General features: G+C 57.5%; 22 protein-coding genes, 1 tRNA gene and 2 pseudogenes. 14 read left to right on the top strand and 11 right to left on the bottom strand.

Annotated elements, in window-relative coordinates:
* Window positions 1–43: 43 nt before the first annotated feature.
* The 3 genes from DSM110093_RS01695 to DSM110093_RS01685 all read right to left on the bottom strand — a co-directional run bounded on the left by DSM110093_RS01695 (window position 44) and on the right by DSM110093_RS01685 (window position 1,829).
* Complete coding sequence (locus DSM110093_RS01695) at window positions 44–316, bottom strand: hypothetical protein (protein ID WP_243266419.1); 273 nt, start codon at window positions 314–316, stop codon at window positions 44–46.
* A gap of 227 nt (window positions 317–543) precedes the next feature.
* Entirely contained in the window at window positions 544–1,263 is a 720-nt protein-coding gene (locus DSM110093_RS01690) for an anti-sigma factor (protein WP_243266418.1), read from the bottom strand.
* On the bottom strand, window positions 1,260–1,829 hold the full coding sequence (locus DSM110093_RS01685) for a sigma-70 family RNA polymerase sigma factor (protein WP_243266417.1): 570 nt from the start codon (window positions 1,827–1,829) through the stop codon (window positions 1,260–1,262). The genes DSM110093_RS01690 and DSM110093_RS01685 overlap by 4 nt, the downstream gene beginning before the upstream one ends.
* 257 nt (window positions 1,830–2,086) lie before the next feature.
* Between DSM110093_RS01685 and DSM110093_RS01680 the strand changes: the two genes are divergently transcribed.
* The 8 genes and pseudogenes from DSM110093_RS01680 to DSM110093_RS01645 all read left to right on the top strand — a co-directional run bounded on the left by DSM110093_RS01680 (window position 2,087) and on the right by DSM110093_RS01645 (window position 10,317).
* On the top strand, window positions 2,087–2,869 hold the full coding sequence (locus DSM110093_RS01680; RefSeq protein ID WP_243266416.1) for a DUF4394 domain-containing protein: 783 nt from the start codon (window positions 2,087–2,089) through the stop codon (window positions 2,867–2,869).
* Between the two features lie 660 nt (window positions 2,870–3,529).
* Window positions 3,530–4,279 (top strand): type I methionyl aminopeptidase, encoded by a 750-nt coding sequence (map, locus tag DSM110093_RS01675; RefSeq protein ID WP_243266415.1) that lies wholly within the window; start codon window positions 3,530–3,532, stop codon window positions 4,277–4,279.
* Between the two features lie 621 nt (window positions 4,280–4,900).
* On the top strand, window positions 4,901–5,353 hold the full coding sequence (locus DSM110093_RS01670; RefSeq protein WP_243266414.1) for a hypothetical protein: 453 nt from the start codon (window positions 4,901–4,903) through the stop codon (window positions 5,351–5,353).
* A gap of 56 nt (window positions 5,354–5,409) precedes the next feature.
* A pseudogene (gene istA / locus DSM110093_RS01665) lies at window positions 5,410–6,942 on the top strand (IS21 family transposase).
* Complete coding sequence (istB, locus tag DSM110093_RS01660) at window positions 6,932–7,726, top strand: IS21-like element helper ATPase IstB (RefSeq protein WP_243265496.1); 795 nt, start codon at window positions 6,932–6,934, stop codon at window positions 7,724–7,726. Before istA ends, istB begins: the two are co-directional and overlap by 11 nt.
* A gap of 66 nt (window positions 7,727–7,792) precedes the next feature.
* Window positions 7,793–8,190: pseudogene (locus DSM110093_RS01655) on the top strand (transposase); the annotation flags it as partial.
* Between the two features lie 208 nt (window positions 8,191–8,398).
* Entirely contained in the window at window positions 8,399–9,358 is a 960-nt protein-coding gene (locus DSM110093_RS01650; protein WP_243265498.1) for an IS110 family transposase, read from the top strand.
* A gap of 299 nt (window positions 9,359–9,657) precedes the next feature.
* Complete coding sequence (locus tag DSM110093_RS01645) at window positions 9,658–10,317, top strand: aspartate/glutamate racemase family protein (RefSeq protein WP_243267650.1); 660 nt, start codon at window positions 9,658–9,660, stop codon at window positions 10,315–10,317.
* On the opposite strand, the gene DSM110093_RS01640 is transcribed toward DSM110093_RS01645, so the two are convergent.
* Window positions 10,314–11,528 (bottom strand): crosslink repair DNA glycosylase YcaQ family protein, encoded by a 1,215-nt coding sequence (locus DSM110093_RS01640; protein ID WP_243266413.1) that lies wholly within the window; start codon window positions 11,526–11,528, stop codon window positions 10,314–10,316. The two genes, DSM110093_RS01645 and DSM110093_RS01640, sit on opposite strands and share 4 nt — an antisense overlap.
* Window positions 11,525–12,562, bottom strand: a complete 1,038-nt coding sequence (locus tag DSM110093_RS01635) for a LacI family DNA-binding transcriptional regulator (protein WP_243266412.1) — start codon at window positions 12,560–12,562, stop codon at window positions 11,525–11,527. The genes DSM110093_RS01640 and DSM110093_RS01635 overlap by 4 nt, the downstream gene beginning before the upstream one ends.
* A 146-nt stretch (window positions 12,563–12,708) precedes the next feature.
* On the opposite strand from DSM110093_RS01635, the gene DSM110093_RS01630 reads away from it, so the two are divergent.
* The 3 genes from DSM110093_RS01630 (at window position 12,709) to DSM110093_RS01620 (ending at window position 14,655) form a co-directional block, all read left to right on the top strand.
* A tRNA-Arg gene (locus DSM110093_RS01630) sits at window positions 12,709–12,785 on the top strand.
* 307 nt (window positions 12,786–13,092) lie between these two features.
* Window positions 13,093–14,190: an AAA family ATPase gene (locus DSM110093_RS01625; RefSeq protein WP_243266411.1), complete on the top strand. Its 1,098-nt coding sequence runs from the start codon at window positions 13,093–13,095 to the stop codon at window positions 14,188–14,190.
* A 123-nt stretch (window positions 14,191–14,313) separates the two neighbouring features.
* Entirely contained in the window at window positions 14,314–14,655 is a 342-nt protein-coding gene (locus DSM110093_RS01620; protein WP_243266410.1) for a zinc ribbon domain-containing protein YjdM, read from the top strand.
* Window positions 14,656–15,058: 403 nt separating this feature from the next.
* Here DSM110093_RS01620 and DSM110093_RS01615 read toward each other — a convergent pair whose 3' ends face one another.
* Both DSM110093_RS01615 and DSM110093_RS01610 read right to left on the bottom strand, forming a co-directional pair.
* Window positions 15,059–16,273, bottom strand: a complete 1,215-nt coding sequence (locus DSM110093_RS01615) for an IS256 family transposase (RefSeq protein ID WP_243266409.1) — start codon at window positions 16,271–16,273, stop codon at window positions 15,059–15,061.
* Window positions 16,274–16,415: 142 nt separating this feature from the next.
* On the bottom strand, window positions 16,416–17,663 hold the full coding sequence (locus DSM110093_RS01610) for a multidrug effflux MFS transporter (RefSeq protein WP_243266408.1): 1,248 nt from the start codon (window positions 17,661–17,663) through the stop codon (window positions 16,416–16,418).
* 905 nt (window positions 17,664–18,568) lie between these two features.
* On the opposite strand from DSM110093_RS01610, the gene DSM110093_RS01605 reads away from it, so the two are divergent.
* The gene (locus DSM110093_RS01605) at window positions 18,569–18,991 is read left to right on the top strand and encodes an ABA4-like family protein (protein ID WP_209219683.1); all 423 of its coding nucleotides are present in this window, start codon (window positions 18,569–18,571) and stop codon (window positions 18,989–18,991) included.
* Between the two features lie 30 nt (window positions 18,992–19,021).
* On the top strand, window positions 19,022–19,534 hold the full coding sequence (locus DSM110093_RS01600; protein ID WP_243266407.1) for an ATP-binding protein: 513 nt from the start codon (window positions 19,022–19,024) through the stop codon (window positions 19,532–19,534).
* A gap of 161 nt (window positions 19,535–19,695) precedes the next feature.
* On the opposite strand, the gene DSM110093_RS01595 is transcribed toward DSM110093_RS01600, so the two are convergent.
* Window positions 19,696–20,211, bottom strand: coding sequence for a hypothetical protein (locus tag DSM110093_RS01595; protein ID WP_243266406.1), 516 nt, complete (start codon window positions 20,209–20,211; stop codon window positions 19,696–19,698).
* Between the two features lie 78 nt (window positions 20,212–20,289).
* Between DSM110093_RS01595 and DSM110093_RS01590 the strand changes: the two genes are divergently transcribed.
* Window positions 20,290–20,883: a Crp/Fnr family transcriptional regulator gene (locus tag DSM110093_RS01590; protein ID WP_243266405.1), complete on the top strand. Its 594-nt coding sequence runs from the start codon at window positions 20,290–20,292 to the stop codon at window positions 20,881–20,883.
* 197 nt (window positions 20,884–21,080) lie between these two features.
* On the opposite strand, the gene DSM110093_RS01585 is transcribed toward DSM110093_RS01590, so the two are convergent.
* From DSM110093_RS01585 to DSM110093_RS01575, 3 genes are all read right to left on the bottom strand, one after another.
* Window positions 21,081–22,070, bottom strand: a complete 990-nt coding sequence (locus DSM110093_RS01585; protein ID WP_243266404.1) for an alpha/beta hydrolase — start codon at window positions 22,068–22,070, stop codon at window positions 21,081–21,083.
* A 126-nt stretch (window positions 22,071–22,196) separates the two neighbouring features.
* Window positions 22,197–22,553, bottom strand: coding sequence for a VOC family protein (locus DSM110093_RS01580; protein WP_243266403.1), 357 nt, complete (start codon window positions 22,551–22,553; stop codon window positions 22,197–22,199).
* Between the two features lie 48 nt (window positions 22,554–22,601).
* A complete protein-coding gene (locus DSM110093_RS01575) occupies window positions 22,602–23,582 on the bottom strand; it encodes an NAD(P)-dependent alcohol dehydrogenase (RefSeq protein ID WP_243266402.1) in 981 nt (326 codons plus the stop codon).
* Between the last annotated feature and the right edge of the window lie 79 nt (window positions 23,583–23,661).

Raw genomic sequence — 23,661 nt, 5'->3', positions numbered from 1 at the left:
GGCCACCCAGTAGCGGCCCCCCGTTAGCAATTCAGACCTAAATTCAGGCCGCGCTTTTGGTGCAGATCGGGTTGCCGCCCACCGCGCGCAGCGGCACCAAAGTTGTCTCAACCGGGCCGTTATGTTCGTACCAATAACAACCATCTTCGGGCAGCAAACGCGCCGTGGACAAGTCTTGGTTTGGCGCGGCGAGGTTAACCACCGCCTCTGACACTTTGCCTACGCGGGCAGGTTTGCCCTCTGGCCCAGTTGCGGGTACTGTACAGCCGGCGACGACCAGCAATGCCGCCCCGATCACATATGTTCCTGTCTTCATTGAAGCCTCTGCCATTCCTAATTATATCGCGGGCAATCTGACAGACCGGGTGGGGATTTCAAGCAGCAAGGGGCGCTGGCCTGCTGTTTGAGACGCGAGCTCACGGCCTTGTTAAGCCTGTGTCCCTGTTATGCCGCTTGAAGACCGTTTCCGCATCGCAAAAGGCCTGCGATGCGCTGACCCGCCCTATGGCCAACCAACAGGCTCCAAGCGCTCTCTACAGCAGGTTAGGTCTGTTCCGCCGCGAACCCTTTCCCGATGATCGGTCCCGTCGGGCGACCGGTCGGAGACCCTCCAAGAGGTTCAAGCGTAACCTCATAAAGCTGTTCGGCGCTTGGGTCCGGCAGATCGTCAAATGACAACTGCGCCGCCCCTGCGCCTGTCAACACACCAAGTGATGTTGGGCCCATGTCGGCTGATGGCAGGGTCCAGACCTGCAAACTTCGGTCTGCGGGCACGGGCACATCCGCCACGAAACGGACGGTTGCCGTATCATCACCATAATCGTCGACAACCGCCTGCGGCACGCCTTGGGCATCCATCAAAACGGCAACGACCTTGGGCGCTGGTGTCGGCTGCATCCACGCAACCCCAAAACCCACAGCAATGCCCGTAACCGAAGCGGCCAACACCCCGGCTAGCCAAGGCTTGGGCGCGGCGGGCTGGTTCGCGGGTTTTTCTGTCGGGACCCCGGCAAATTGCATCTTGGGTAATTGGTCTTTGTTGGCCAACTGTTCTGCAACTTGCACGCCAAAGCCATCCGGCAGGTCCACCGGAGCCGCAGACAGATCAAGCGGCAATAGACGGTCGCGCAGGTCACCGACACGCTGTGCCAACTCGATATCGCGGGCCATAATCTCTTCCACCAGCGCGGCTTCGGTAGGCGATAGAAGGCCCAGAACATATTCGTCTGAAAGGGCGATGATCTCTGCTGATAGATCGGTCATGACAAACACTCCTTCAGAGCCTGTAAACCCCTACGGATCAAAGACTTGATCGTACCAAGGGGCACATCCTGCCTCGTTGAGATTTCGGCGTGACTGTAGCCTGCGACATGAGCCAGCAGAATTGCATGGCGGCTTTGACTGTCTAACCCGCCAAGGCAATCACGAATGCGGCTCGGCCCGGCGAGGATTTCCCAGCCTTCCTCAGGCACGATCTGCTGGCGGCTTTCTTGCAATGTCGCAAGATCGGCCGGAGCCAGCGTGCTAAGCCGCTTGCCCCCCCGCAGAATATTCAAACAACGATTGCGCAATATCGCATAGATCCAGCCACGTGCAGAGCCGCTACTGGCGTTGAACTGTTTGGCCTTACGCCACACTTGCAGCATGGCATCCTGAAGCGCCTCTTCGGCCAGATCGCGGCGGGCCAGAATACGCTGCGCGACACCCAAAAGCTGTCTACCCTCGCTCTCAAGAATGGCATCGACACCAGCCTGATTACCCGCAGCACAATCGGCAAGCGCCCGCGAAAGCAGAGTGGACCGCGCGTCTGCGTCCGTATCTTTAGCCAAAATGGACTCCTCCCTGAATTCCCACACCGTAATGGGCAACCCCGTCGGAATGAAAGGGAAAGCCTGTCGTGGCAACGCGAATGCGACCGTTAAATTCTGCATAGATTTAACCTCTCTTACCCCTGAAGACACCCGGCGAAGCGATGCGGATGCAATTTTTCAAAAAACCTGCATCCAATTTTCGGGCTGGCGTGTCTTCGAGATATGGACGGCGATAACCGCCGTGCTTTTGAAGTCCAAACAAAGGGAATTTAACCATGCTTCGTATCGCAGCTTTCTCCACCACAGCTTTGACCCTGTCGCTTTCGGCCGCCGTCGCGGCACCGGCGGTTGGCCTTGTCGGTGAAAAGACATTGGTCATGTTCGACACAGAAACCCTGGCCGTTTCGGGCACGATGGATGTAACCGGCGTTGACAGCCTGCTTGGCCTTGACCTGCGCCCTTCCAACAACACATTGATCGGCGTCACACCTGACATGCAGATCGTGAGCATTGATCCCGCGTCTGGCGAAGCGACAGAAATGTCGATGATGGACACGCCGCTGCCAGTCGAAGACCAACCCGTCATCGTTGATTTCAACCCAATGGCCGACAAACTGCGCTTTATGACCGGTACGACCAACCACCGCGTTGACGTTGATTCCGGCGCCGTGACCGTCGATGGCAGCCTTGACTGGGAAACCGGTGACATGCACGTCGGCGAAACACCCGCGATTGCCGCCGCCGCTTACATCAACAGCTACGGCAAACCCGACAGCACCGCGATGTTCGACATCGACTCGACCATCGTTGCCGTGATCCAACAGGTTTCCCCCAACGACGGCACATTGGGCGCGATCGGCAAGCTGGGCATCGACGCCCCCGAAGCGGCCTACGCATTCGACATCCAAACCACTGCCGAGATGGAAAACATGGCATGGTTGGTCAACGGCAACACGCTTTACTCCGTTGATCTGGAGACAGGTGCCGCCACCGAAACAGGCATGATCGAAGGCGTCGACGGCATGATCCGCGACATCACCATCCTGCCAGCAATGTAATTTGCCACGATACCACAGTAGCGGGCCCAAACCGGGGCCCGCTATACGACAGAATTTCTGGATATCTGCGCGATACGTGTACAAGTTTCGCGTTTGGAAAGATCAGCCAGCGTTACAGCGCGTATGAAATATAGCGTAACGGCCCATACGATCGGTTCACGCCCCCAAGCCTTTTCCATCATTTTCAGATTTGGCCCGACGTGTGCAAAAATCAGAAAAGCCGCAGGTTAGTTCATCAATCAGATGGCGCCCCCGGCGGTGTTCGAGCCTGCAAGTTGTCCCACAAAATCATGAGGCTGCCATATGCGATCCACTTTTCAGCCACTTCAAATACCAAGCACATGAAGCTCAATTGATTTGAACGACTGTTGTTCCGTCCCAAAGGGGGACAGTGCTTTTTTAACATCCGCTAGGTAGTGTGGTTTCACGTCATCGCCATGCTTAGCCTCTGCGGAGCGATAGAGCAGGTCCAGAACCGCAATAGAGTCTGTTAGACCTGGCGCAGACAGGCCAAGGCGCTCCGAATTTAGTTCGTAGGCGACGGGCTTTTCCGCAGCTTCGCGCGCCGGCAACCGGATTTTGGGTCCATAAGGACGCGCGGGACAAGTCACTTACGAAACGGTACGATGCCGATCAAGTTGACCAACCTTAGGACACCCCATGACGATCACACATGAAGATGAACTTAATGGTCTTAAAGAAATTGGCCGGATCGTCGCGAACACGATGCAGCTGATGGCTAAGGCGATGAAGCCGGGCATGAAGACGCAAGAGCTTGATGATATCGGCCGCGCGCATCTGGAACTTGAAGGGGCGGTATCTGCGCCTAACCAAGTTTATGACTTCCCGGGAACGACCTGCATTAGTGTAAATGAAGAAATCGCACACGGCATCCCCGGCGAGCGCGTCATCCGCACCGGGGATCTGGTAAACATCGACGTGTCGGCGTCAAAGAATGGCTTTTTTGCTGACACCGGCGCGACTTTCCGTGTCGGGGCGGTCAAACCCTCTCTGGATCGCCTGTGCAGGGATGGAAAACGCGCGATGAAGATCGGAATTGATCAAGTTGGCAGTCACAAGCCAATTGCGGGCATTGGTAAAGCAATAGGTAAATTTGCGTCGCACCGCGGCTACACGCTTATCCAGAACCTTGCCAGTCACGGCGTCGGACGATCGCTCCACGAATACCCGACCGAAATCGCGACTTGGCCCACGCGGGGCGACAAACGCCGCATAAGCAGTGGGTTGGTGTTGACGGTCGAACCGTTCCTGTCCTTAGGCGGCCTTTGGGCAAGGGAGCGCGATGACGAATGGACACTTTATAGCGAACCCGCCGCGCCTGTCGTCCAATTCGAACACACGGTCGTTGCAACAGAACGTGGACCGATTGTTGTGACGTTGCCGGGCTGAATCGAATGCTTACTGAAGGGATCAACTAATATGATCGGACCTGGGCTCTCATTCCTCATAAGCCCAGTCGATCACGCGGGTGGCCCCGAGAGAAACAACAAGTTCGATGGGCCGCAGCACAGCGTTTGAGCGACACCGATGCAACCTTGCGCCGTCAAAGGACGCGGCAGAAAGCGCTGACACGTGTCGCGCTTGCACCAGATGAGCCACGCATAACCAGATACTCGCTCACAGTGGTTTTTGTGACATGAAGCGAATGATCGACTTTCTGCCGATGATACAGGCTGCCGTTTCCGCACCCTAGCGGGCATTGGCTCCCATGAAGGGTAAGCGATCGAACTGGCAAAAATCGGACGTTGTTCTTAACGTTCGGACCTCGCCACATCAAACAATTCCGCCGTCCGACACCAAAAAAGACAACGCAACGATTGCCTAATCCGATGTAGACTGACAGCCCTTAACTAAAGGGTAGGCTTGGCCCATGGTTACGCACGAGAATCATTTTCGGTTTCTGCTTCTGAACCGCCCCCGTCCCCGGGTGGCGAACGCCTAAGCGTTTCTTCGACCCCCGGGGCCTCTCAAATCATTTATTGAGACTTCGATCCTTTCCGGGGGACCATCATGCCTATTTCTTCACCACTGCACCTGCCTCTCGGCGGTGCATATCCAATCTCTTTGAGATGCCCACCACTTAGAGGAAGGTTCCAACTGACCCGTGCCGATCGGATCGGTATTGAACGGTTACTGAGCCTTGGCCTCACCGCAGCCTGCCCAAACCCAATTCTGATCGAAGGCTTTTTGCGGCACAAGTTGCGTCTGGCCCGGCCTGCGCCCGATCAGCCCCCAACGGACCTTGTGGTGGCTGGGCGACGCGTCACCTACATGACCAGCGGAACCAATGCCCGCAGCGGCAAACTGACCATGGTGTCAGATAGCGATAAAAGCTGCGTGCCGGTGACCTCATTCTTGGGGGCGACGCTGCTGGGCATGCGCAAGATGCAGAAGATGCCCCTGCTGTGTAGATTTCCACGCAGAAGTGAGCCGGGTGAGCAGATAATTTCCACTGAGATTTGAGCCATGTGACCTTTCCTCCAGCGCGATGCGCAACGGGGGACATTGGAGTGATACACATGGGACTTTTGAACATCATTCGACGTATGGCACTGCGCGAGAAACTATCGACCCGCGAGATCGCGCGTCGCACGGGGATGTCGCGCAACACCATCACCAAATATTTGAACGCGGGCACGATCGAGCCGCAGTTCACGACGCCGGAGCGGCAAAGTAAGCTCGATCCGTTCGTCGACAAGCTGACCGGGTGGCTGAAGGCGGAGGCCGGCAAGTCGCGCAAGCAGCGGCGCACGCTGAAGCAATTGCATGCCGATCTGATGGTTCTCGGATTTGACGGGTCCTACGGCCGGGTTGCGGCTTTTGCGCGTGAGTGGCGGGCCGATCGGCAACGGGATCAGCAGACGACGGGGCGCGGCACCTTTGTGCCGCTTTCGTTCCGCCCGGGCGAGGCGTTCCAGTTCGACTGGAGCGAGGATTTTGCCGTTCTGGGTGGTGAGCGCACGAAGCTGCAAGTCGCCCACATCAAGCTGTCGCACAGCCGTGCCTTTCTGGTCCGAGCCTATCTGCTACAAACGCATGAGATGCTGTTCGACGCTCATTGGCATGGGTTCCGGGTCTTCGGTGGCATCCCGGGGCGCGGGATTTACGACAATATGAAGACGGCAGTCGATCGCGTCGGTCGCGGAAAGGAGCGACAGGTCAACATGCGCTTTCTCGCAATGGCGAACCACTATGTATTTGGGCCAGCGTTCTGCAATCCGGCCGCAGGCTGGGAGAAGGGGCAGGTCGAGAAGAACGTGCAGGTTTCCCGACATCGACTGTGGCAACCCATGCCGGACTTCCCCGATCTTGCGGCTCTGAACGACTGGCTGGAACAGCAGTGTGTCGTATTATGGGGTAAGATCCCGCACGCAGCATTACCCGGGAGCGTTGCTGACGTTTAGGCCGCCGAACAAGCAGCTCTGATGCCATTACCACCCGCATTCGATGGCTTTGTCGAGCATAGCAAGCGGGTATCGCCGACCTGTCTGATCAGCTTTGAACGCAATCGCTACAGCGTTCCAGCGTCATTTGCGAACCGCCCGGTGAGCTTGCGGGTTTATCCTGAACGTCTGGTGATCGCCGCCGAAGGACAGATCCTGTGCGAACATACGCGGGTGATCCAGCGCAGCCACCAATTGCCACCACGCACGATTTACAACTGGCGGCATTACCTGGCCGTTCTCCAGCGCAAGCCCGGTGCCTTGCGGAACGGTGCCCCCTTTTCCGAATTCCCTCCAGCCCTCAAGCAGCTGCAAGATCTCATGTTGCGTCGCCCCGGCGGTGACCGGGAGATGGTCGACATCTTGGCGCTGGTTCTGCATCACGACGAACAGGCTGTGCTGGTCGCCGTGGAAATGGCCCTGGCTGAAGGTGTCGCGACCAAGACCCATGTGCTGAACCTTCTGCACCGTCTTATCGACGGAAAGACGGTCGGCGGGCCCGACATCGATACGCCGCAGGCGCTGATCCTTCAGCGCGAACCAGAAGCCAATGTCGAACGCTATGATGGTCTGCGGGCCCGGACCGCCGGAGGTCATCATGCGTCATGATCCCGCCAGCGGCGCCATCATCATCATGCTCCGCAGCCTGAAGATGCACGGCATGGCGCAAGCTGTCACCGACCTCATGGAACAAGGCGCACCAGCATTCGACGCTGCGGTGCCGATGCTTGCCCAGTTGTTGAAGGCTGAGGTCGCAGAACGGGAGGTGCGCTCCATTGCATATCACATGAAAGCCGCACGCTTCCCGGCTTATAAAGATCTGTCAGGCTTCGACTTTGCGGCCAGTGAGATCAACGAGGCCACTGTAAGGCAGCTGCATCGCTGCGAGTTCATGGATGGTGCCCAGAACGTTGTGCTGATCGGTGGCCCCGGCACCGGCAAAACGCATGTCGCGACAGCCCTTGGCGTGCAGGCTGTCGAACATCACCGCCGCAAGGTTCGCTTCTTCTCGACCATCGAGCTCGTCAACACGCTCGAGCAAGAGAAGGCAAAAGGCAAAGCTGGGCATCTTGCCGAAAGCCTCGTCCGCCTGGATCTCGTGATCCTGGACGAACTTGGCTACCTGCCGTTCAGTGCATCAGGCGGCGCGCTGCTCTTCCATCTGCTCAGCAAACTCTACGAGCGCACCAGCGTCGTCATCACCACGAACCTGAGCTTCAGCGAATGGGCTACCGTCTTCGGCGATCCTAAGATGACGACCGCACTCCTCGACCGCCTAACCCACCGTTGCCACATCTTGGAGACCGGAAACGATAGCTTCCGCTTCAAAGCCAGTGCAGCCGTAGCGGCGCAGAAAAAGAGGGAGGACAATCATGCATTGACCAGAGCCTGACACCCGAAACATAACTTAAAGGTGGCTCAAATCTCGATGGAAAACCCGGCTCACTTCTGCGTGGAAATCTACAATGCGACATATCTGAAAGCCTATCGCATCCCGTCCAGCCTGGGCGCAAAAAAGGGGGGCGTGGCCGCCTGATCGGTCGCACCAGGGGCGGCATGAAGGCGCTGCTCAGCAGCCTGCCGAACGTCGATTGGTTGCTCGGAGATCGCGGCTATAATGCAGATTGGCTCAGGGAAGCGTTGGAAGACAAAGGGATACGCCCCTGGCCCCCCGGACGAAAACAACGCAAGATCCCCGTCAAATATGACAAGCGCCGCTCCAAACGCCGCAACCGCATTGAGATCATGTTCGGCAGGCTAAAGGACTGGCGTCGTGTCGCAATCAGATATGATAGATGCCCGGCGGTATTCGGCTCAGCCATAGCTCTCGCCGCAATCGTCATGTTCTGGCGATGAAACGAGAACGAGTCCTGACCCTTCTGTATCTCAGTTTTGCTATGTTGCCCCCGTCAGCCGCCTTGGCCGAGGTCGCTGACGGGGCGGTGTATGGCGTCTGAGCCTTGTGGGTTTGACCACGTTTGCTAGCGAGCCAGCGCCGTCTCTCTTCATCATCTCGAACAGTTGAATGTGGCCAATCAGGACCACGGACCAGAAGGAAGAGAACATGGATAAGTTAACACACTCTGCGATCATCGGCACAGATGTCAGCCGCGATTGGCTGGATATTCACTGCCTGCCAGGCGGACAGCGACAGCGCCTGCCCAACACTGAGGAAGGCCACGCGCAGATTGCCGACCTGGCGGCTTCACTCAACGCGCTTGTGTGCTTTGAGGCGACTGGTGGGCAAGAATGGCGCTTGTGGTCTGCTCTGGATGCCGCAGCAATCGCGACACGGCAATTGCCACCCGCTCAGATCAAAGCCTTCGCCGCCAGCCGTGGCACACGCGCCAAGACGGACCGGATCGACGCGGAGCTTATCGCGCGGTTCATGGTCTTCAGACCTGATGCCGGGCGCAACCTGCCGCACGAAAAGATACGCGTTCTCAGAGCCTTGGTATCAAAACGCGGTCAGCTCGTGGAAACGCGGAAGCGACTTCTGGCGCAGGTCAAGGCGCATGGGAAGTTGGGGTCGTCTGACATATTTGCGAGTATGGATGATGAGTTGAAAACCCTTCTCGACCACCAAATAGCAGACCTTGAGGCTCAGATCGAACAGGCCATTGCGGCGGATGAAACGCTTGCCAAAACCGCCAACATCTTGCGCTCCGTTCCTGGCATTGGCCCTGTCGCCAGCACCATGTTGATCGCCGAGATGCCCGAACTCGGCCAAATCTCAGGCGAGCAGGCCGCAGCGCTCACGGGCCTTGCCCCCATTGCCCACGACAGCGGCGCGATGCGCGGCAAGCGTGCAATTGCCGGTGGTCGACGACTGCTTCGGCATGTCATGTTCCAAGCTGCCCTCGTTGCCAGCCATCACAACCCAGTCCTCAGAATCTTCGCCGATCGACTGCGCAACGCCGGAAAATCACACAAGGTTATCATCACAGCCGTTGCGCGAAAACTCGTCACAATCGTCAATGCGCTCGTGAAAGCAGATCAGAAATGGCGCACTCAGAGCGCTTGAGAAATACAGTTGCTAAAAGGGGAATCTTGAGACCGTCCGACAGGGCGGTCTTTTTTTGTGCGAATGATCGCAGTAGAAGGTTTCAGACTTAAGGCTTGTGCCTTGAAAATTCGGCATTTTACGTTTGCATAGAAAGGGCTCCTTTTGATTGCAAAATAGCCAATTAGGTGGCCGAAATTCAATTCCTTGTAAGCGATATCAATGGCTTATTTTTTCGAAATGGCCATTATTCGGTTGTCGTGATACGCCTAATTGGAGGGCTGACGGTGAAAGATACAGACGCGCGGCTGGGGATACTGATGCTTGATACGCGGTTCCCTCGAATTCTGGGGGATGTCGGCAATGCGGGCAGTTGGCCGTTTCCGGTGCGCTATGCGGTTGTGCCCGGCGCAACGCCCGAAGCGATTGTATGCGACGATATCGAACCCTTTGTGCAGGCGTTTATCGCGGCGGGGCGGGCGTTGGTTGCCGAAGGCTGCACCGGCATCGCCACCACCTGCGGGTTCTTGGCGCTGATCCGGCCTCGGCTGGCCGAAGCGCTTGGCGTGCCTGTTGCCGCCTCGGCGCTTGAGCAAGCGGGCCAGATCAGCGCCTGTCTTCCGCCAGAGCAGCGGGTGGGGATTTTGACGATCTCAGCGGGCTCATTGTCGTCCGCCCATCTGCGCGCCGCTGGTGTGCCTGATGGCAGCCCGGTGGTGGGGTTAGAGGGCAGCAGCTTTGCGCAGACCATCCTTGGCAATCTCCCCGAGCTTGATATCGCACAGGCGCGGGCCGAGATGGTGCAGGCGGCGCTGCGATTGGTAGACGCCCATGCAGATGTTGGTGCTATACTGTTGGAATGCACGAATATGGTGCCCTATGCGCCTGACATCGCGTTGGCGACTGGGCGGACCGTGCATTCAATCCACAGCTATCTCAACTGGTTTCACGCAGGCCTGCTGCCGCCCCGTTTCGCCTAGACCGGATCGCGCAGCCAGCCTTCGGCGAAGTGCATCTGACTGACCCCGGCAAGCGGCAGAAGGCGGTGCAGTTCCGCCTCAAACGCTTCTTGCCGTAGCTTGCCCCAGCGAACGCCACGCTCGGGCCAGAGCGCGTTGATGCGCAAGGTGTCCACATCGCGGTGCGCTTTCATATCGACGCGGCCCACCAACCTGTCGCCCTGAAGCAAAGGAAAGACATAGTAGCCGTATTTGCGCTGCGCCTCGGGCACGAAAACCTCGATCCGATAGTCGAAACCGAAAAGCCTTGCCGCGCGCTTGCGGTCCCGCAGGGCCGGGTCGAACGGGCTGAGCACGCGCAGCCGTTTGGGTGGACCACGGGTGAGGGCGGGGTCATCGGCCCAACCGGGGCGGATAAAGGCGGGCTTCAGGCTGCCATCAGCGGCCTCGATGTCGATCTCTTCTAGCCGTCCGGCAGCCAGCTCAGCCGCACACCATCCCCGCGCCTCGGCTGGCGAAATATGCGCCCAGAAGGCGGCCAATTCGCCCGCCGTGGCAAAGCCCAACCGCGCCAGTGCCTGATCGCAACACCAGTCAATGGTCTGCGCGGTATCGGGGGCATGGGCCGGATCATGTAGGGCGGCGGGCACCACTCGTTCCGTCAGATCATAGCGCTTGCGAAACCCCTCGCGCCCCGCCACTGCCAATTCACCGCTGCGCCAAAGATACTCCAGCGCGGTTTTCGACGGATGCCATTCCCACCAGCCCCCGCTGCTGCGCGGTTCGTCAAGTCCCACATCTGAAGAGGTCACTGGCCCCTCGGCGCGGGTCTGATCCATCACGCTTTTTAACTGCGCCTCGAAATCACCGCGCTGCCAGTTCTTCCAGCGTTCTAACAGCTTGGCCGCATCGCGCGTTCGGCGCAGATGCCACTGCGGGTAGAATTTCATCGGGATGACGGCGGCGTCATGGGTCCAATGCTCAAACAGCGCGCGGTCTTTTTCATAGAGCCGTTTCAATGCTGTCGGGCGATAGCGGGGGCGGCGGGCGAAAAGGATCAGGTCATGCGCCCGCGCTACGGTGTTGATGCTATCAAGCTGCACGAACCCCAAATCATGGATCACCTTCAACAGCGCCGCACCCTTGGCCGGCCCCTGTGGCGGCTCAGACAGCAGGTGTCGCGCCAAAAACAACCGCCGTGCGGCGGCATTGCCAAGCGTTGGGCGGGTCACCCCGGACGGCGGCGGCGCAGGGTATCGCCCAGCGATAGGGTCGGGGTAAGGGTGATCTGGGACTGCACCTCGGGGTCCGGGTCGGGGACCGTCTGGTTGAGGATGATCCGCGCGGCGGCTTGGCCTATCTCGTTCCGGCAAGCATCCATCGTTGCCAATTGACGCGGCAGGCCTTGCAGCAATTCGACGTTGTTAAATCCGGCGAGGCCAATTTGACCGGGAATGTCGATGCCCTGGTCGATCAGATGCAACAACCCGCCCGCGCCGATCATGTCGTTGGAATAATAAAGAAAATCTAGGTCGGGCGACCGTTCGAGCATTTCTTGCGTCATCTCGCGCCCCTTGGCCAAAGCCGAACCGCCAGAGTAAAAGGCGCGGTCTTCGATCTCGACCCCTGCCTTGGCCAGCCCTTCGGTGAAGCCTTCAAACCGTTTGCGGGCGCGGTGATCGAGCGGCATTTTCGTGCCCATAAAGCCGATCCGCTCATAGCCTTCGCGCAGGATCGCCTGCGCCATCTCGCGCCCCGCGCGGCGGTGCGAAATACCCACCATCGCGTCAATCGGTTTGCCATCGGTGTCCATAATCTCAACCACCGGAATGCCCGCATTGCGCAGCATGGCGCGCGTTGCCTCGGAATGCTCAAGCCCGGCGATGATCACCCCCGAAGGCCGCCACGACAACATCTCATACAGCACCCGTTCTTCCTTCTCGGGCAGGTAGTCGGTGACCCCTACGACCGGCTGAAGCGGTGTATCTTCAAGAACCTGATTGATGCCGTTCAGCACTTCGGGAAACACCATATTGCCCAGCGAAGGGATCACGACGGCAACGAGGTTCACCCGTTGGCTGGCCAACGATCCGGCGATCTGGTTTGGCACATAGCCAAGGGCCTTGGCAGCAGCAAGCACGCGGTCGCGGGTGGCGTCGGATACGTCACCACGCTTGCGCAGCACACGGCTGACCGTCATCTCGGAAACGCCGCATGCATCGGATACATCGCGCAGGGTCAACGGGCGTTTGGGGGGTGTGGTCAATTTAGTTTTCCTGTTTGCCTCTGCCATAGTTAGCGCGAAGCGAGACGCGCGATCAAGCACTGCCGCCGCAGTACTGCGAAGCAGGTCCAATCGGTTGCCATTCTGCCGATGACATCGCCCCGTGCTTGCGATAAACCGCCCCTGTCGGCCCCGTGGCTCAACTGGATAGAGCAGCCCCCTCCTAAGGGGCAGGTTGCAGGTTCGAATCCTGCCGGGGTCGCCAATAATATACTAACTAGTGCCAACGAAAGCCAATGTCTGCGCAAAAACAAGCAATAGTCTGCGCAAAACGAGGCCCAAGGTGCCGCAAAATCAAAATTTATATTTCAATTTCAGATAGTTGTGTCTTGCTTCGATCAGGGGGAGACTTCACCTGTACTGGTCACTTTTGCGCTGATTTGACAGCGAGATCGATTTCCTTTCACTGGGTGACACCAAGGTTCCGGAACCTTTCACCCCCCGTCTTTCAGGCCTGAACGGCCCGGGAGCACCGCCGCGGCCTTCACACCGCGCCATGAAAGGACTCCGCCATGACACTTGCGACGACCACGATCCCGTTCAGCACGATCAAATTCATCGACAACATCCCGCGCCTGTCGGATCTGACCGAGCGGCTCACACAGAAGCTGCGCGAGATCCGAATGGACTTGACCAATCGTGAACCGCAAAGGGTGGCCGACGGGACACCAGAGAGCATCTACGACCTGATCACCGACGCCGATACGGCGAGGATCAGGCGGCGGGCGATGCGGTATCTCGAGCGGCTGCATAGCTCCACCGGAGTACAGCATCTGCCAGAGCGCGACGCGGCCTTGCTGACGCCGTTGCGCGGCGGCCTGCCGGTTGCCCGGATCGAGACGGAACATGAGGCGGACGAAATCGCGGCCGCGCTTCACGCAGAAATGCCGTGGATGGCCCCGGCCACGGAAGTCGTCTGGCATGGCCTGAGAGCTTCGGCCCGCAAGGAATTGCCCGGACTACGGTTCGACCCGCTGGTGCTGGTCGGCTCTCCCGGCATCGGCAAGAGCTTCTGGGCGCGCCGCCTTGCGCATCATCTCGGGGTGCCGACTACTTCCATCGATGCTACGGGAGAGCCTGCTGCCTTCTCCCTGGTCGGCGCACAACGCGGCTGGAGCAGCGCTGCGCCAGGCAAGCTGATGCAGACCGCCCTGCGAGAGCGGCATGCCGGGCCCATCGTGATCATTGACGAGGTGGAGAAATCTGGGAATGTCCAATCGAAACAGGGATCGCGTCATACGCTAACCGATGCCTTGTTACCCCTCCTCGAACGGATGACAGCCGAAACCTGGGAATGCCCCTACTATCAAATCCGTGTCGACATGTCCTGGACGAACTGGGTGATGACCGCCAACAGCCAGTGGGGGTTACCCGCACCTCTGATAAGCCGCTGCGTCGTGCTCGATCTGCCGGATCTGACGCAAGCGCAGCTACAGTTCTTCGTCGAAGAGCAGGGCGCGAAGCGGGGCCTCCCCCGACTAGCCATCGACGCCACACTGGAAGCCATCGAGCGCAGGATGGCCGCTGCTGGCCGAACGCCCAGCCTGCGGACTGTCAGCCGCATGCTTGACCGCGTGGAATTGATGGCGCAGAGGCCGGTGCTCCAATGATGCTCATCGAGAACAAAGCGAGCCGTATCCGCCGCTCTTCGCACGAAGGTCGGCTAAGGGCCGTTTCTAATATAGGTGAGTTTCCGCTGTGCCCCTTGAGGTTATCGAGCTATAGCCATATCCATGACTGATACATTTCCTCCATGTCCTGAATGCTCCTCGACTTATGTCTATCAGGTCGATCATTTGTTGAACTGCCCAGAATGCGGCCACGAATGGGGCCCCGAGGACCAGGCCGATACAGCGTCAGACGTGCGTGACAGCGTTGGAAACATTCTTGTGGATGGCGACACGGTCACCGTTGTCAAGGATTTGAAGGTTAAAGGGTCTTCGTTGGTGGTTAAGGTCGGGACTAAGGTGCGCGGTATTCGGTTGGTCGACGGCGATCACGACATAGATTGTAAAGTTCCGGGGATCGGCCAGATGGGCCTGAAATCTCAATATGTGAAGAAAGTTTCTGGATAGCTTCGATCGCCCAAACAGGTCCATTTTGACCGTTCATAGATCAAAGTCATCAGCAAACGGCAGCGTCGTCAGTAATACATATCGACCTGCTCATTAGATCTATCCTGTCCAAGGGCAATCGCAACCGTTTGGTGGCGTATCTTTGCGTCAAAACGTGTTCGGGCGTTGCGCACGCGTAGCTCGATCGTGGCTTCGGAGATTCCAAGTTTATAAGTCACTTCGGCAGTGCGGAGTGCGGAGTCCTTCAGCAGAATATGCAAGGCAGTCGCGCTGTTTGGCGGACAGGGATGTCACAGACTGAGATCGGGGTGGCTTATGTCAGCGATGTCGAGGATGATCCTCCATGGGGGGAGTGTCATGAACTCTGTGTATCTGGTCTGGCCCATGCGGGTTTTAGATACAGTCACGCATTGAAGCGATCCTCGAACATTATGGCGAAATGATTGCGGGCCGCAAACCATTCTCGAACATTCCGGCCGCCTTTCTCAAAGTTGCGGATCGCCAAGTAGATCAGCTTCGTGGCTGCGTCTTCGGTCGGGAACGATCCTCGCGTCTTGATCGATTTTCGGATTACCCGATTCAAGCTTTCAATTGCGTTGGTGGTGTAGATGATTTTCCGGATGGCGGGATCAAAGGCAAAGAACGGTATTACCTCTTGCCAAGCCCTGCGCCAGGCGGGGGCGATAGAGGCATATTTCCCGGCCCATTTTTCTTCAAAGGCATCCAGCTCCGCAGCGGCTTGCTCGGCTGTAGGGGCACTGTAAATCCGCCGCAGATCAGCGGCCACCTCCTTGCGATCTTTCCAGGCACAGAAATTCAACGAGTGGCGCACGAGATGGACAATGCACGTTTGCACGACCGTGTCCGGAAAGGCTGCGGTAATGGCATCAGGGAAGCCCTTGAGGCCGTCCACGACCGCAATCAGGATGTCTTGAAGCCCACGGTTCTTCAGCTCTGTCATCACCGAGAGCCAGAATTTGGCGCCCTCGTTGTCAGCGATCCAAAGACCAAGAACCTCGCGCACGCCATCCCTGCTGACACCAAGGGCCACGTAGACGGCTTTGTTCTTGACCATGCGGCTATCGGCGTCGCGGATCTTGACCCGTAGAGCGTCAAAAATGACGATGGGATACATCCGGTCCAGCGCTCGGGATTGCCACTCCCGAACCTCATCCAACACCGCATCGGTCACGCGGCTGATCAAGTCTGGCGAAACTTGCAGGCCATAGACGTCCTCAAGATGAGCACGGATGTCGCGGACGGTTAGACCCGCAGCGTAAAGCCCGATAATCTTGTCATCCATCCCATCAATGCGGGTCTGTCCCTTCTTCACCAGTTCAGGCTCGAAGCGGCCGTCCCGGTCCCGCGGCACAGCGATAGGCAGTTCGCCGTCTTGCCCCTTCAATCTCTTAGCAGATGAGCCGTTGCGACGGTTGGCCTGATCAGGCGGGGCATCTTTTCCGTCTTCATAGCCCAGATGTGCAGTCAGCTCAGCCCCGAGCATCCGTTCCATCAGCTTGATCTTGAGCTCTTTCATTAGCCCGGCATCGCCAAGCAGATCTTCAGGCCGCTCGCAGCCCTTCAGCAGCTCGTCCAACAGTTCCTTGGAAATAGTCATAGTCTTTGCTCCTCTCAGGAAGCATGGACCAGATCCCAGTTACACAGAAGACAGGACACTCTCTCCATGGGGTAAAAACCGCGAATGAACTCTTCGTCCGCACCTCCCGGCAGCTCTCCAAATCTAATGGCTCGAAAGAGACCTATCCCGCCTTCGCAGCCCTCGGCTTCGTTGCCGAGATTGACGTTTCATCGCTGCGCAAAGCGATCGCGGTCAATAATAGGCCAGAACTTCCTGCCACAAGGAAAGCGACAGGAACGATGACGACGCCACCTGCATAAAAGGTGCCTGCGATCAAGGCGAACAGGGTGGCGACGAGGCTGGAGCCGGATGCGAGTAGGGACGATCCAATTCCGGCGACATCGCCAAGAGTGCGCATTGCCATAGCGTTCAGGTTTCCGAACAGTATCCCGATCGCAAAGAAAATCCCGAATCCAAGCACAATGAAGATCACGAGAGGTAGCACATCATCTGTGAGAAGGCAGGCCGCGAGCATGACTACGCTCGCGGCACTCATTCCAATAAAGCCAGAGCGTGCCATTGCACTGGCCCCGAAACGTTCGACAAGCATTCCATTCGTATAAGATGCCAGTCCTATACCGGCTGCGAGGATGGCGAAAAGAAGCGGGAAACCCCGGTCGATACCATAGGCGTCGAAGAACAGCTCGGCAGCTACACTCAGATAGAAAAGCTGAGCGCCGAAGACCAAGCCGGTCGCGAATATCAGTAAGACAACACGGCGGTTTGTTAAGATGCGGGCTGCGTTCGAGACCAGAGGCGTGAAACGGATGGGGATCCGCCTCTCCGGGGGAAGTGTCTCGGGATGCCGCAGAACCATCCAGATGCCGAGCGCAAGCGCCAGCACCAGATACATGACGAACACCCCCCGCCATCCAGCAAGAACGATAATACCTTGGCCAAGTGCAGGCCCGATCATGGGGACCAAAATGAAAAGTGTGAACATAAACGACATCACGCGGGCCATCGCGTCACCTTCGAACTGATCACGTATCATCGCCCGCGTCGCGATCTTGGGGCCGGAAACGCCAATACCTTGAAGGATCCGGCCAAAGATAAGGACTTCCATTGAGGCAGCCGTCATCGCGACGACCGTGCCTGCAATATAGACGGTCAAGCCGGCGATAAGTGCGGCCTTGCGTCCGAAGGCATCGGAGGCCGGACCGATCAATAGTTCACCGAACACCATGCCGAAAATGAACAGCGAGACCACGTGTTGCGTGCGAAGCGGTGGCTGTGCCTGAAGAGTTTCCTCAATGGAAAGAAGCCCGGGAAGTATCGCATCAATACTGATGGCGGTGAGGGAGGTCAGGAGCGCATAGAGGATCAGTCGTGACCGCCCTTCCACGGTCATGGTCTCACGGTGGGGCAAGGTGACCTCCTGATATCCTAACAAGGCATTCTTCAAATTGGAAAACGATTTGGGAGTCCACCCTTAGCCGATGCAGAGATACCATCTGCGAATGCCTGCTCCGTCCGCTTTGCCGCCTGTCGTTCTTAGAAAAATGCTGTGCAATGCAATAACGACCGCTTCGACGGGCTGCAACGCAGCATTGGAACATCGACTGAATGACCGGTCTGGGCCGAAAGCCGCCATCCGCCCACTAAGCGAGATGCTGCCGTCGCAGCCAGCACAGCCGACATTCGCCGCGACCGCGAAATTTGAACAAGCTCGAACCTAAAGTCTGCGGACGAAGTGAGCTTTCGCTGCGGATGCGCAAGGCTGCTTACCAAAGGCCAACTTCTAAGTCAGATTACCAGGGGCATCTGCGATCAAGCGATGAAGCAGGCCGGACAGCTGCTCCAAATCTCCCTCGGTCCAACGGTCACGAAAAACATAGCCTGCCTGTTTTGTGAATGTGACACGCGCCTCGTGAACTTTCTCCAACCCAGATTCGGTCAGGACTACAAATGCCAACCTTGCGTCCCTTTCGTCCGTTTGTCGCGCTACCACCCCGATCTTCTCCAAGGGCGCTGCCATACGCGTTACCGTCGACGCGCTCACGTGCATCCGCTTTGCAAGTTCGACACGGGACAGGCGATGTAGCGGCGCTTGTTCCAAGTGCATGAGGAGAAAAACCTCGTTCACCGAGAGACCGTGGACTGAAGCGAAATCGCCCGAAAGTCGTGCTTTGATCTGATCCGCTGATTGCAGAAGGCGAAGAGTGTTTGTGAGGCATAAATCATTCATGTCGCCAATGTATACATATTGCTTGCGGACGCAAGCACATTGCAATACTGGTGCGCGAATTATCCTGATCAACAATTGGTGACGTCATGGACCTTGAAATTGTTTTCTCTATTGCTGGCTTACTTGCGATGGCAGGCTGGCTTGTTTTGCTCGCATCGCCACTCATTCCACATTGGTCTGACCTGATTGCTGGTCATGTCATTCCGACCTTGCTCTCATTGGGCTATGTCACTCTCGTCCTCTTTTTTCCATCAAATGACGGCGGCGGATTTGGCAGTCTCGCCGAAGTTATCGACCTGTTCGCGAACCCAAATGCGATGATGGCAGGGTGGGTGCATTATCTGGCGTTTGACTTATTGATCGGAGCCTGGATGTGCAGAACGTCAAGGCGCGATGGTCTGAGCTTCTGGCTTGTCGCGCCCTGCCTTCCATTCACGTTCCTTTTTGGTCCAGCAGGTTTCCTTGCCTTTTCAATCGTTCGCATCTTTGCGCCGAAAAAAGCGACCTAAACTGGTTCAAACCAAAGAAAGATTTTTTCTATGCATGACGATGACACACAACACATTCACCTGATTTGCGGCTCAACGGGCGCGGGCAAAACGACATATGCCCGCGCGTTGGCCAACAGCAGCGGAGGTGTCGTATTTTCGATCGATGAATGGATGGTATCCTTGTTTGGGGAGGACGCACCGGACGCCTTGGACCCCGCATGGATTTTTCCACGCGTCCATCGTTGCGAGGCGCAAATGTGGGCAATGGCATTGCAGCTTGGCAAGTTGGGTGTTCCGTCGATCCTGGACTTTGGATTTCAGCGGCAAGAACACCGTCAGACGTATGGCAGACTCGCGAAACAAGCCCAGTTTACGGCAAAGCTGCACGTCCTAAATGTCGATGCTTCAGAGCGCTGGAAACGTATTGAGGCGCGCAATACCAACCAAGGTGAGAGCTTTCATATGGAAATCACACGCGGCATGTTTGACTATATCGAAACGACTTGGGAACTGCCCAGCGATGATGAGGTGGCCTCAATGTCGCTGGCAGATTTGGAATAGCGTCTAACAATTACTTCATAGAGCGGTCGTTCGTACAGCATGCAACGTCATGCACTTTGGGCTCGAAGTCGTCGTTAGCTGCAGTGAGCGCGGAGGTCTGCTGGGCGCCCAAAGAAGTCATTGCTCATTTAAGCGCAATCGCCCGCCTTTGCCCAGCGCGACTAGAGGAGCCCGGTGAGAACCGCCAGGCTCACCGCCAAAGTTGTAGTGACCGATTTGAGAATTGTCGCCGCGCTTGTGGCATAGACAACGTAGTCCGCTAAGTCTGGCCAACTTAGAATGATCGCCACAATTCCGATATTCTTGATATAGTCGAACAGCCCGCTGCCGACCGCAAGGAAAACACTGAGATGCATGAACCTTCTGTTTGGCATGCGGCTCCCAAACCAGAGAATTGTGTTGCTTAGTGTCATCGCGAGCAAGACCGGATAAAGCATATCCAAAGGTATCTGATGTGAGAGATAGTATTCACGCCCAGCAATGCCCAGAGCATCAAGAAACGTGGCTGCATCTGAAGGACTGTAGCCGAACGGACGCATGTCGAATGGCCGCTGTCCGGAAACGACTTCGAGGTGAGCGAGTGTGACGCTGACCATTACAAGATAAACAGTGGCGGCCAGTATCGCCGCAACAATTGCGATTTTTCCGACGCGCATTGAAAGGTATCTGTTCTTCATTCTGTGGCCTCCTTGTTCTGAGCCACACATGCAATCAGACGAAGCCACCCGCATTATCATTTGATAAGGCTTGCCAAGATGGATCTGAAAACCTTTCTTACCCAGTCACCTGATCTGTCAGAGGAGGCCTGCGAGGAATTTGTGACCCATTGGAAGCAGAGGCGCTTCGACAAGGGCGCGCACGTTTGCCGCCAAGGAGAACCCGAAACAGGAGAGTATGTAGTCCTGGCAGGGTGTTTGATGAGCAGTATTTGTGATGAAGAGGGCAAAGAGGTGTGTGTTGGGTTCTACGTTGGTCCCTGTGTCGTTACGCCAAACATCGCGCGAACGCGGGATGGTGTGTCGCTCGTTTCCATTACGGCAACGAACGATGCCTTAATGGTCAGAATCGACAGTCATTTGCTCATAGATCAGATGGTCGCATCTCAGCCCATCCGCGATTGGGCAAATACGATCCTACGAAATGCTCTGAGTGAGAAAGCACAGCGGGAGTGGTGCCTTGCAGCTCTTGGCGGGGCTGAACGGCTCGACTGGTTTCGCCGAGCTTTCTCGGGCTATGAGGCCATATTCACACACACATCCATCGCATCCTATTTAGGGATGACACCGGTTACGCTGAGCCGCCTGCGGGCTCGCGAAAAGGCAACCGCCAAGTCGAAACCGGCGGGTTGATGCGTTCGGACAAATTGTGGCTTTCGGACTACGCACAACACTCCACCTCAAGGGCCTAAAGCCGCCAAGCGGCAGTGCGACAGGCGCGGCATACCGCAATCGCACCGCAGTAGGGAAATTTGGTATGTTCGTCCGTCAGCATGATGCTGAAGAGGACCGCATTGCGCCGTTACATTGCAGCGCGAGCCGGGTCGGTCTCAGTTCCGCAGGAACTCGCAAGTCCGCATGACAGCATCTTGGTCTTCAATGATATCCAGATGACCGGTTTCAGGAAGGATTTCATAGGCACCGTTCTCGGTTACCGGCGACATTACCGGCTCGAACAATGTAGCGTCAAAGGCTTCATCATCGGCACCCGCCAACAAGAGAAAGCGGGGCAACTCGGCGATATCAGCAAGGTAGTCATCGCGGGGGGCAAATGAGGCGTTCAAACGATAGCTATAGCCGGTCGTCGCCGTCGCACCTTGCGGACCGTCCAATACCTTTCGTGGAAACCGAAACTGAATAACCGTCAGTCCGTTCAACATCCTGAGACCAACCTTGTTCAACATTGTCAGACCGATCATCCGGCGCACAAGAACATGGCTCCATCCCCCGGCGTCGACGCGCATGGTCGGGGCGTCGTATTTCAGGAAAGGGGCCAGCAGCACCGCCTTGCTGATCATGCTTCCATGATCCCCACCGGCAAACCGAACGACAAGCCCACCTCCGCTGGAATGGCCAATCATGTATACCGGCTGCTCGGGCCGCCTATAGGCCGCGATTAGATCCGCCAGATCGTCTTCGAACGCCCCGATGTAGCCGACATCACCTCGTATCGCGGGCGCTACGCCGTGCCCCCGCAGATCAGGCAAAAGAACCTCGGAGCCACAATGCCGCGACAGATAATCCGCGACCGGGATGTAAGCCGCACCATGCCAGCCCGATCCATGCAAAATGACGGCCAAGGGCGCGGTAGGAGCAGCAGTTGGAAAATGCCGCAAAGGCAAGTCTGCTCCATCCCGAGCACGATAGGCTATCAATTCGCCTGTCGTGTTCAGCTGATCACCTTGGTCAGTGAGAGACGTGAATTCCAGCGTTTCGCCGGGGGCAATCGGGGTGGGCCACTGCGATAGAATAAGACCCACCGCGATCATCAGATAGGCTGAGACCGATAGAGTGGCGAAGACCACAAGCTTCTTTAGCATTCTATGCACGTCGGGCCCCATGGATTGCCACCCCGCCACTATAAACGCGATTGCTTAGTCGCGGATAAAGCAGAACAGGTTTTCAAGAAAATAGCCGCCAGACCGATTTGGCCTGCTCGAGCCAGTTCAGTCGGACAGGCACAGCTTGTTGCCGTGGAGGTCTCTAACATAGGCAGAGAACTTCGGGCCACGCTGACCGGGAGCGCCTTCGCATGTGCCGCCCAGTTCGAGCGCACGGCGGTGCATCCTTTCGACATCTTCCTTGCCGCCCACGCAGAAGCCGACCATCGAGCCATTGCCGATGGTCGCCGGCCTTTCGTCGAAAGGGCGCGCGACGGCGAAGGCAAAACCCTCGCCGAGCCAATAGGTCATGCGGTCCGAAGGTGCCATGCTGTGGAGACCTTCGCCTTCAAAAAGAGCATCGTAGAAAGCTTTGGATGCGGGCATGTCGTTCGTTCCGACGACAAAGTAGTTCATTTTCATAATAGGAGTTCCGGTAAGATTTGGGGGCTAAATTGTTGTTCCCGTCTATCACACCACGACGACGTTGCCACGTTTGTGCCCGGTCTCGACGTAGGCATGGGCCTCTTTCAGATCGGCGAGTGGATATATTCGATCCATGACCGGCGCGAGGCGGCCTTGATCGATGAGGATTATAATCTCGGCCAGCAATGCACGCAAACGCTGCGGCTTTTCCAGACCCACGGCTGCGAACATCGCGCGTTTCTGGCCGATGAGACTGGACAACAGGACCGCGGGTAAGCGCCTCAGCGTCAGCACCGGGCAAAGGTAACGTCCCGCCTCGGCCAGCGCAGGTTTGGCGGCAGAGAAGGACGTGACGCCTACCGTGTCGAAAATCACATCGTATCCGGCCCCGCGAAGCAATGCCTCTTTGGTGGCGTAGTCTATCACGCAGGTGGCCCCGAGGGATGCCACGAGATCGGCGTTGCGGGCGCTACTGGTGGCCGTCACCTCTGCGCCCATGTCGGCGCCGATCTGCACCGCGGCGCTGCCGAGGCTTCCAGCCCCGCCGAGGATCAGCACACGGTCGCCGCTTCGGACGCGACCGAGGTTGCACAGGTAGTGCCATGACGTCAGCACGCCGTCGCACAGAACGGCCGCATCCTCATGCGAAAGGCTGTCGGGCTTGAGCATCAGAACCCCGTCCTCGTCGAGGCAGATATGGCTGGCATTTGCTCCGAAGCGCATCCCGGCCTCGCCGAAGACCATATCACCCGGTGCAAAGCGGCTGACCTTATCGCCGATCGCGATTACCTCGCCTGACAGGCCAGTGCCGGACAGACCGTTCCGCGGACGCCGCAGGCCAAGGAAAGGACGGGCAAACAGTGGCTCACCCCTGCGCATCATGCCGTCGGCGCGTGTGACGGCAGAAGCGCCGATGCGGATCAGCACCTCTGACGGGCCAGGTTCGGCCAGTGGAAGCGTGACGGGGGTGAGGACGTCGGGGCGGCCATAGCGAGGAATGTGCCAAGCAGAGCGGGTCGCGGTCATGGGGTTCTCCTTGCTCCTTAGGTTTCCATTGGATTAAAGGTTTCAATTCGTTCCGCGCAGGGCCTATGATGCCCCACTG

The organism is Sulfitobacter sp. DSM 110093, assembly GCF_022788715.1.
Lineage (GTDB): Bacteria > Pseudomonadota > Alphaproteobacteria > Rhodobacterales > Rhodobacteraceae > Sulfitobacter.
The sequence above is the reverse complement of the archived record's forward strand: the minus strand, read 5'-3'. Positions and strand labels throughout refer to the sequence as shown.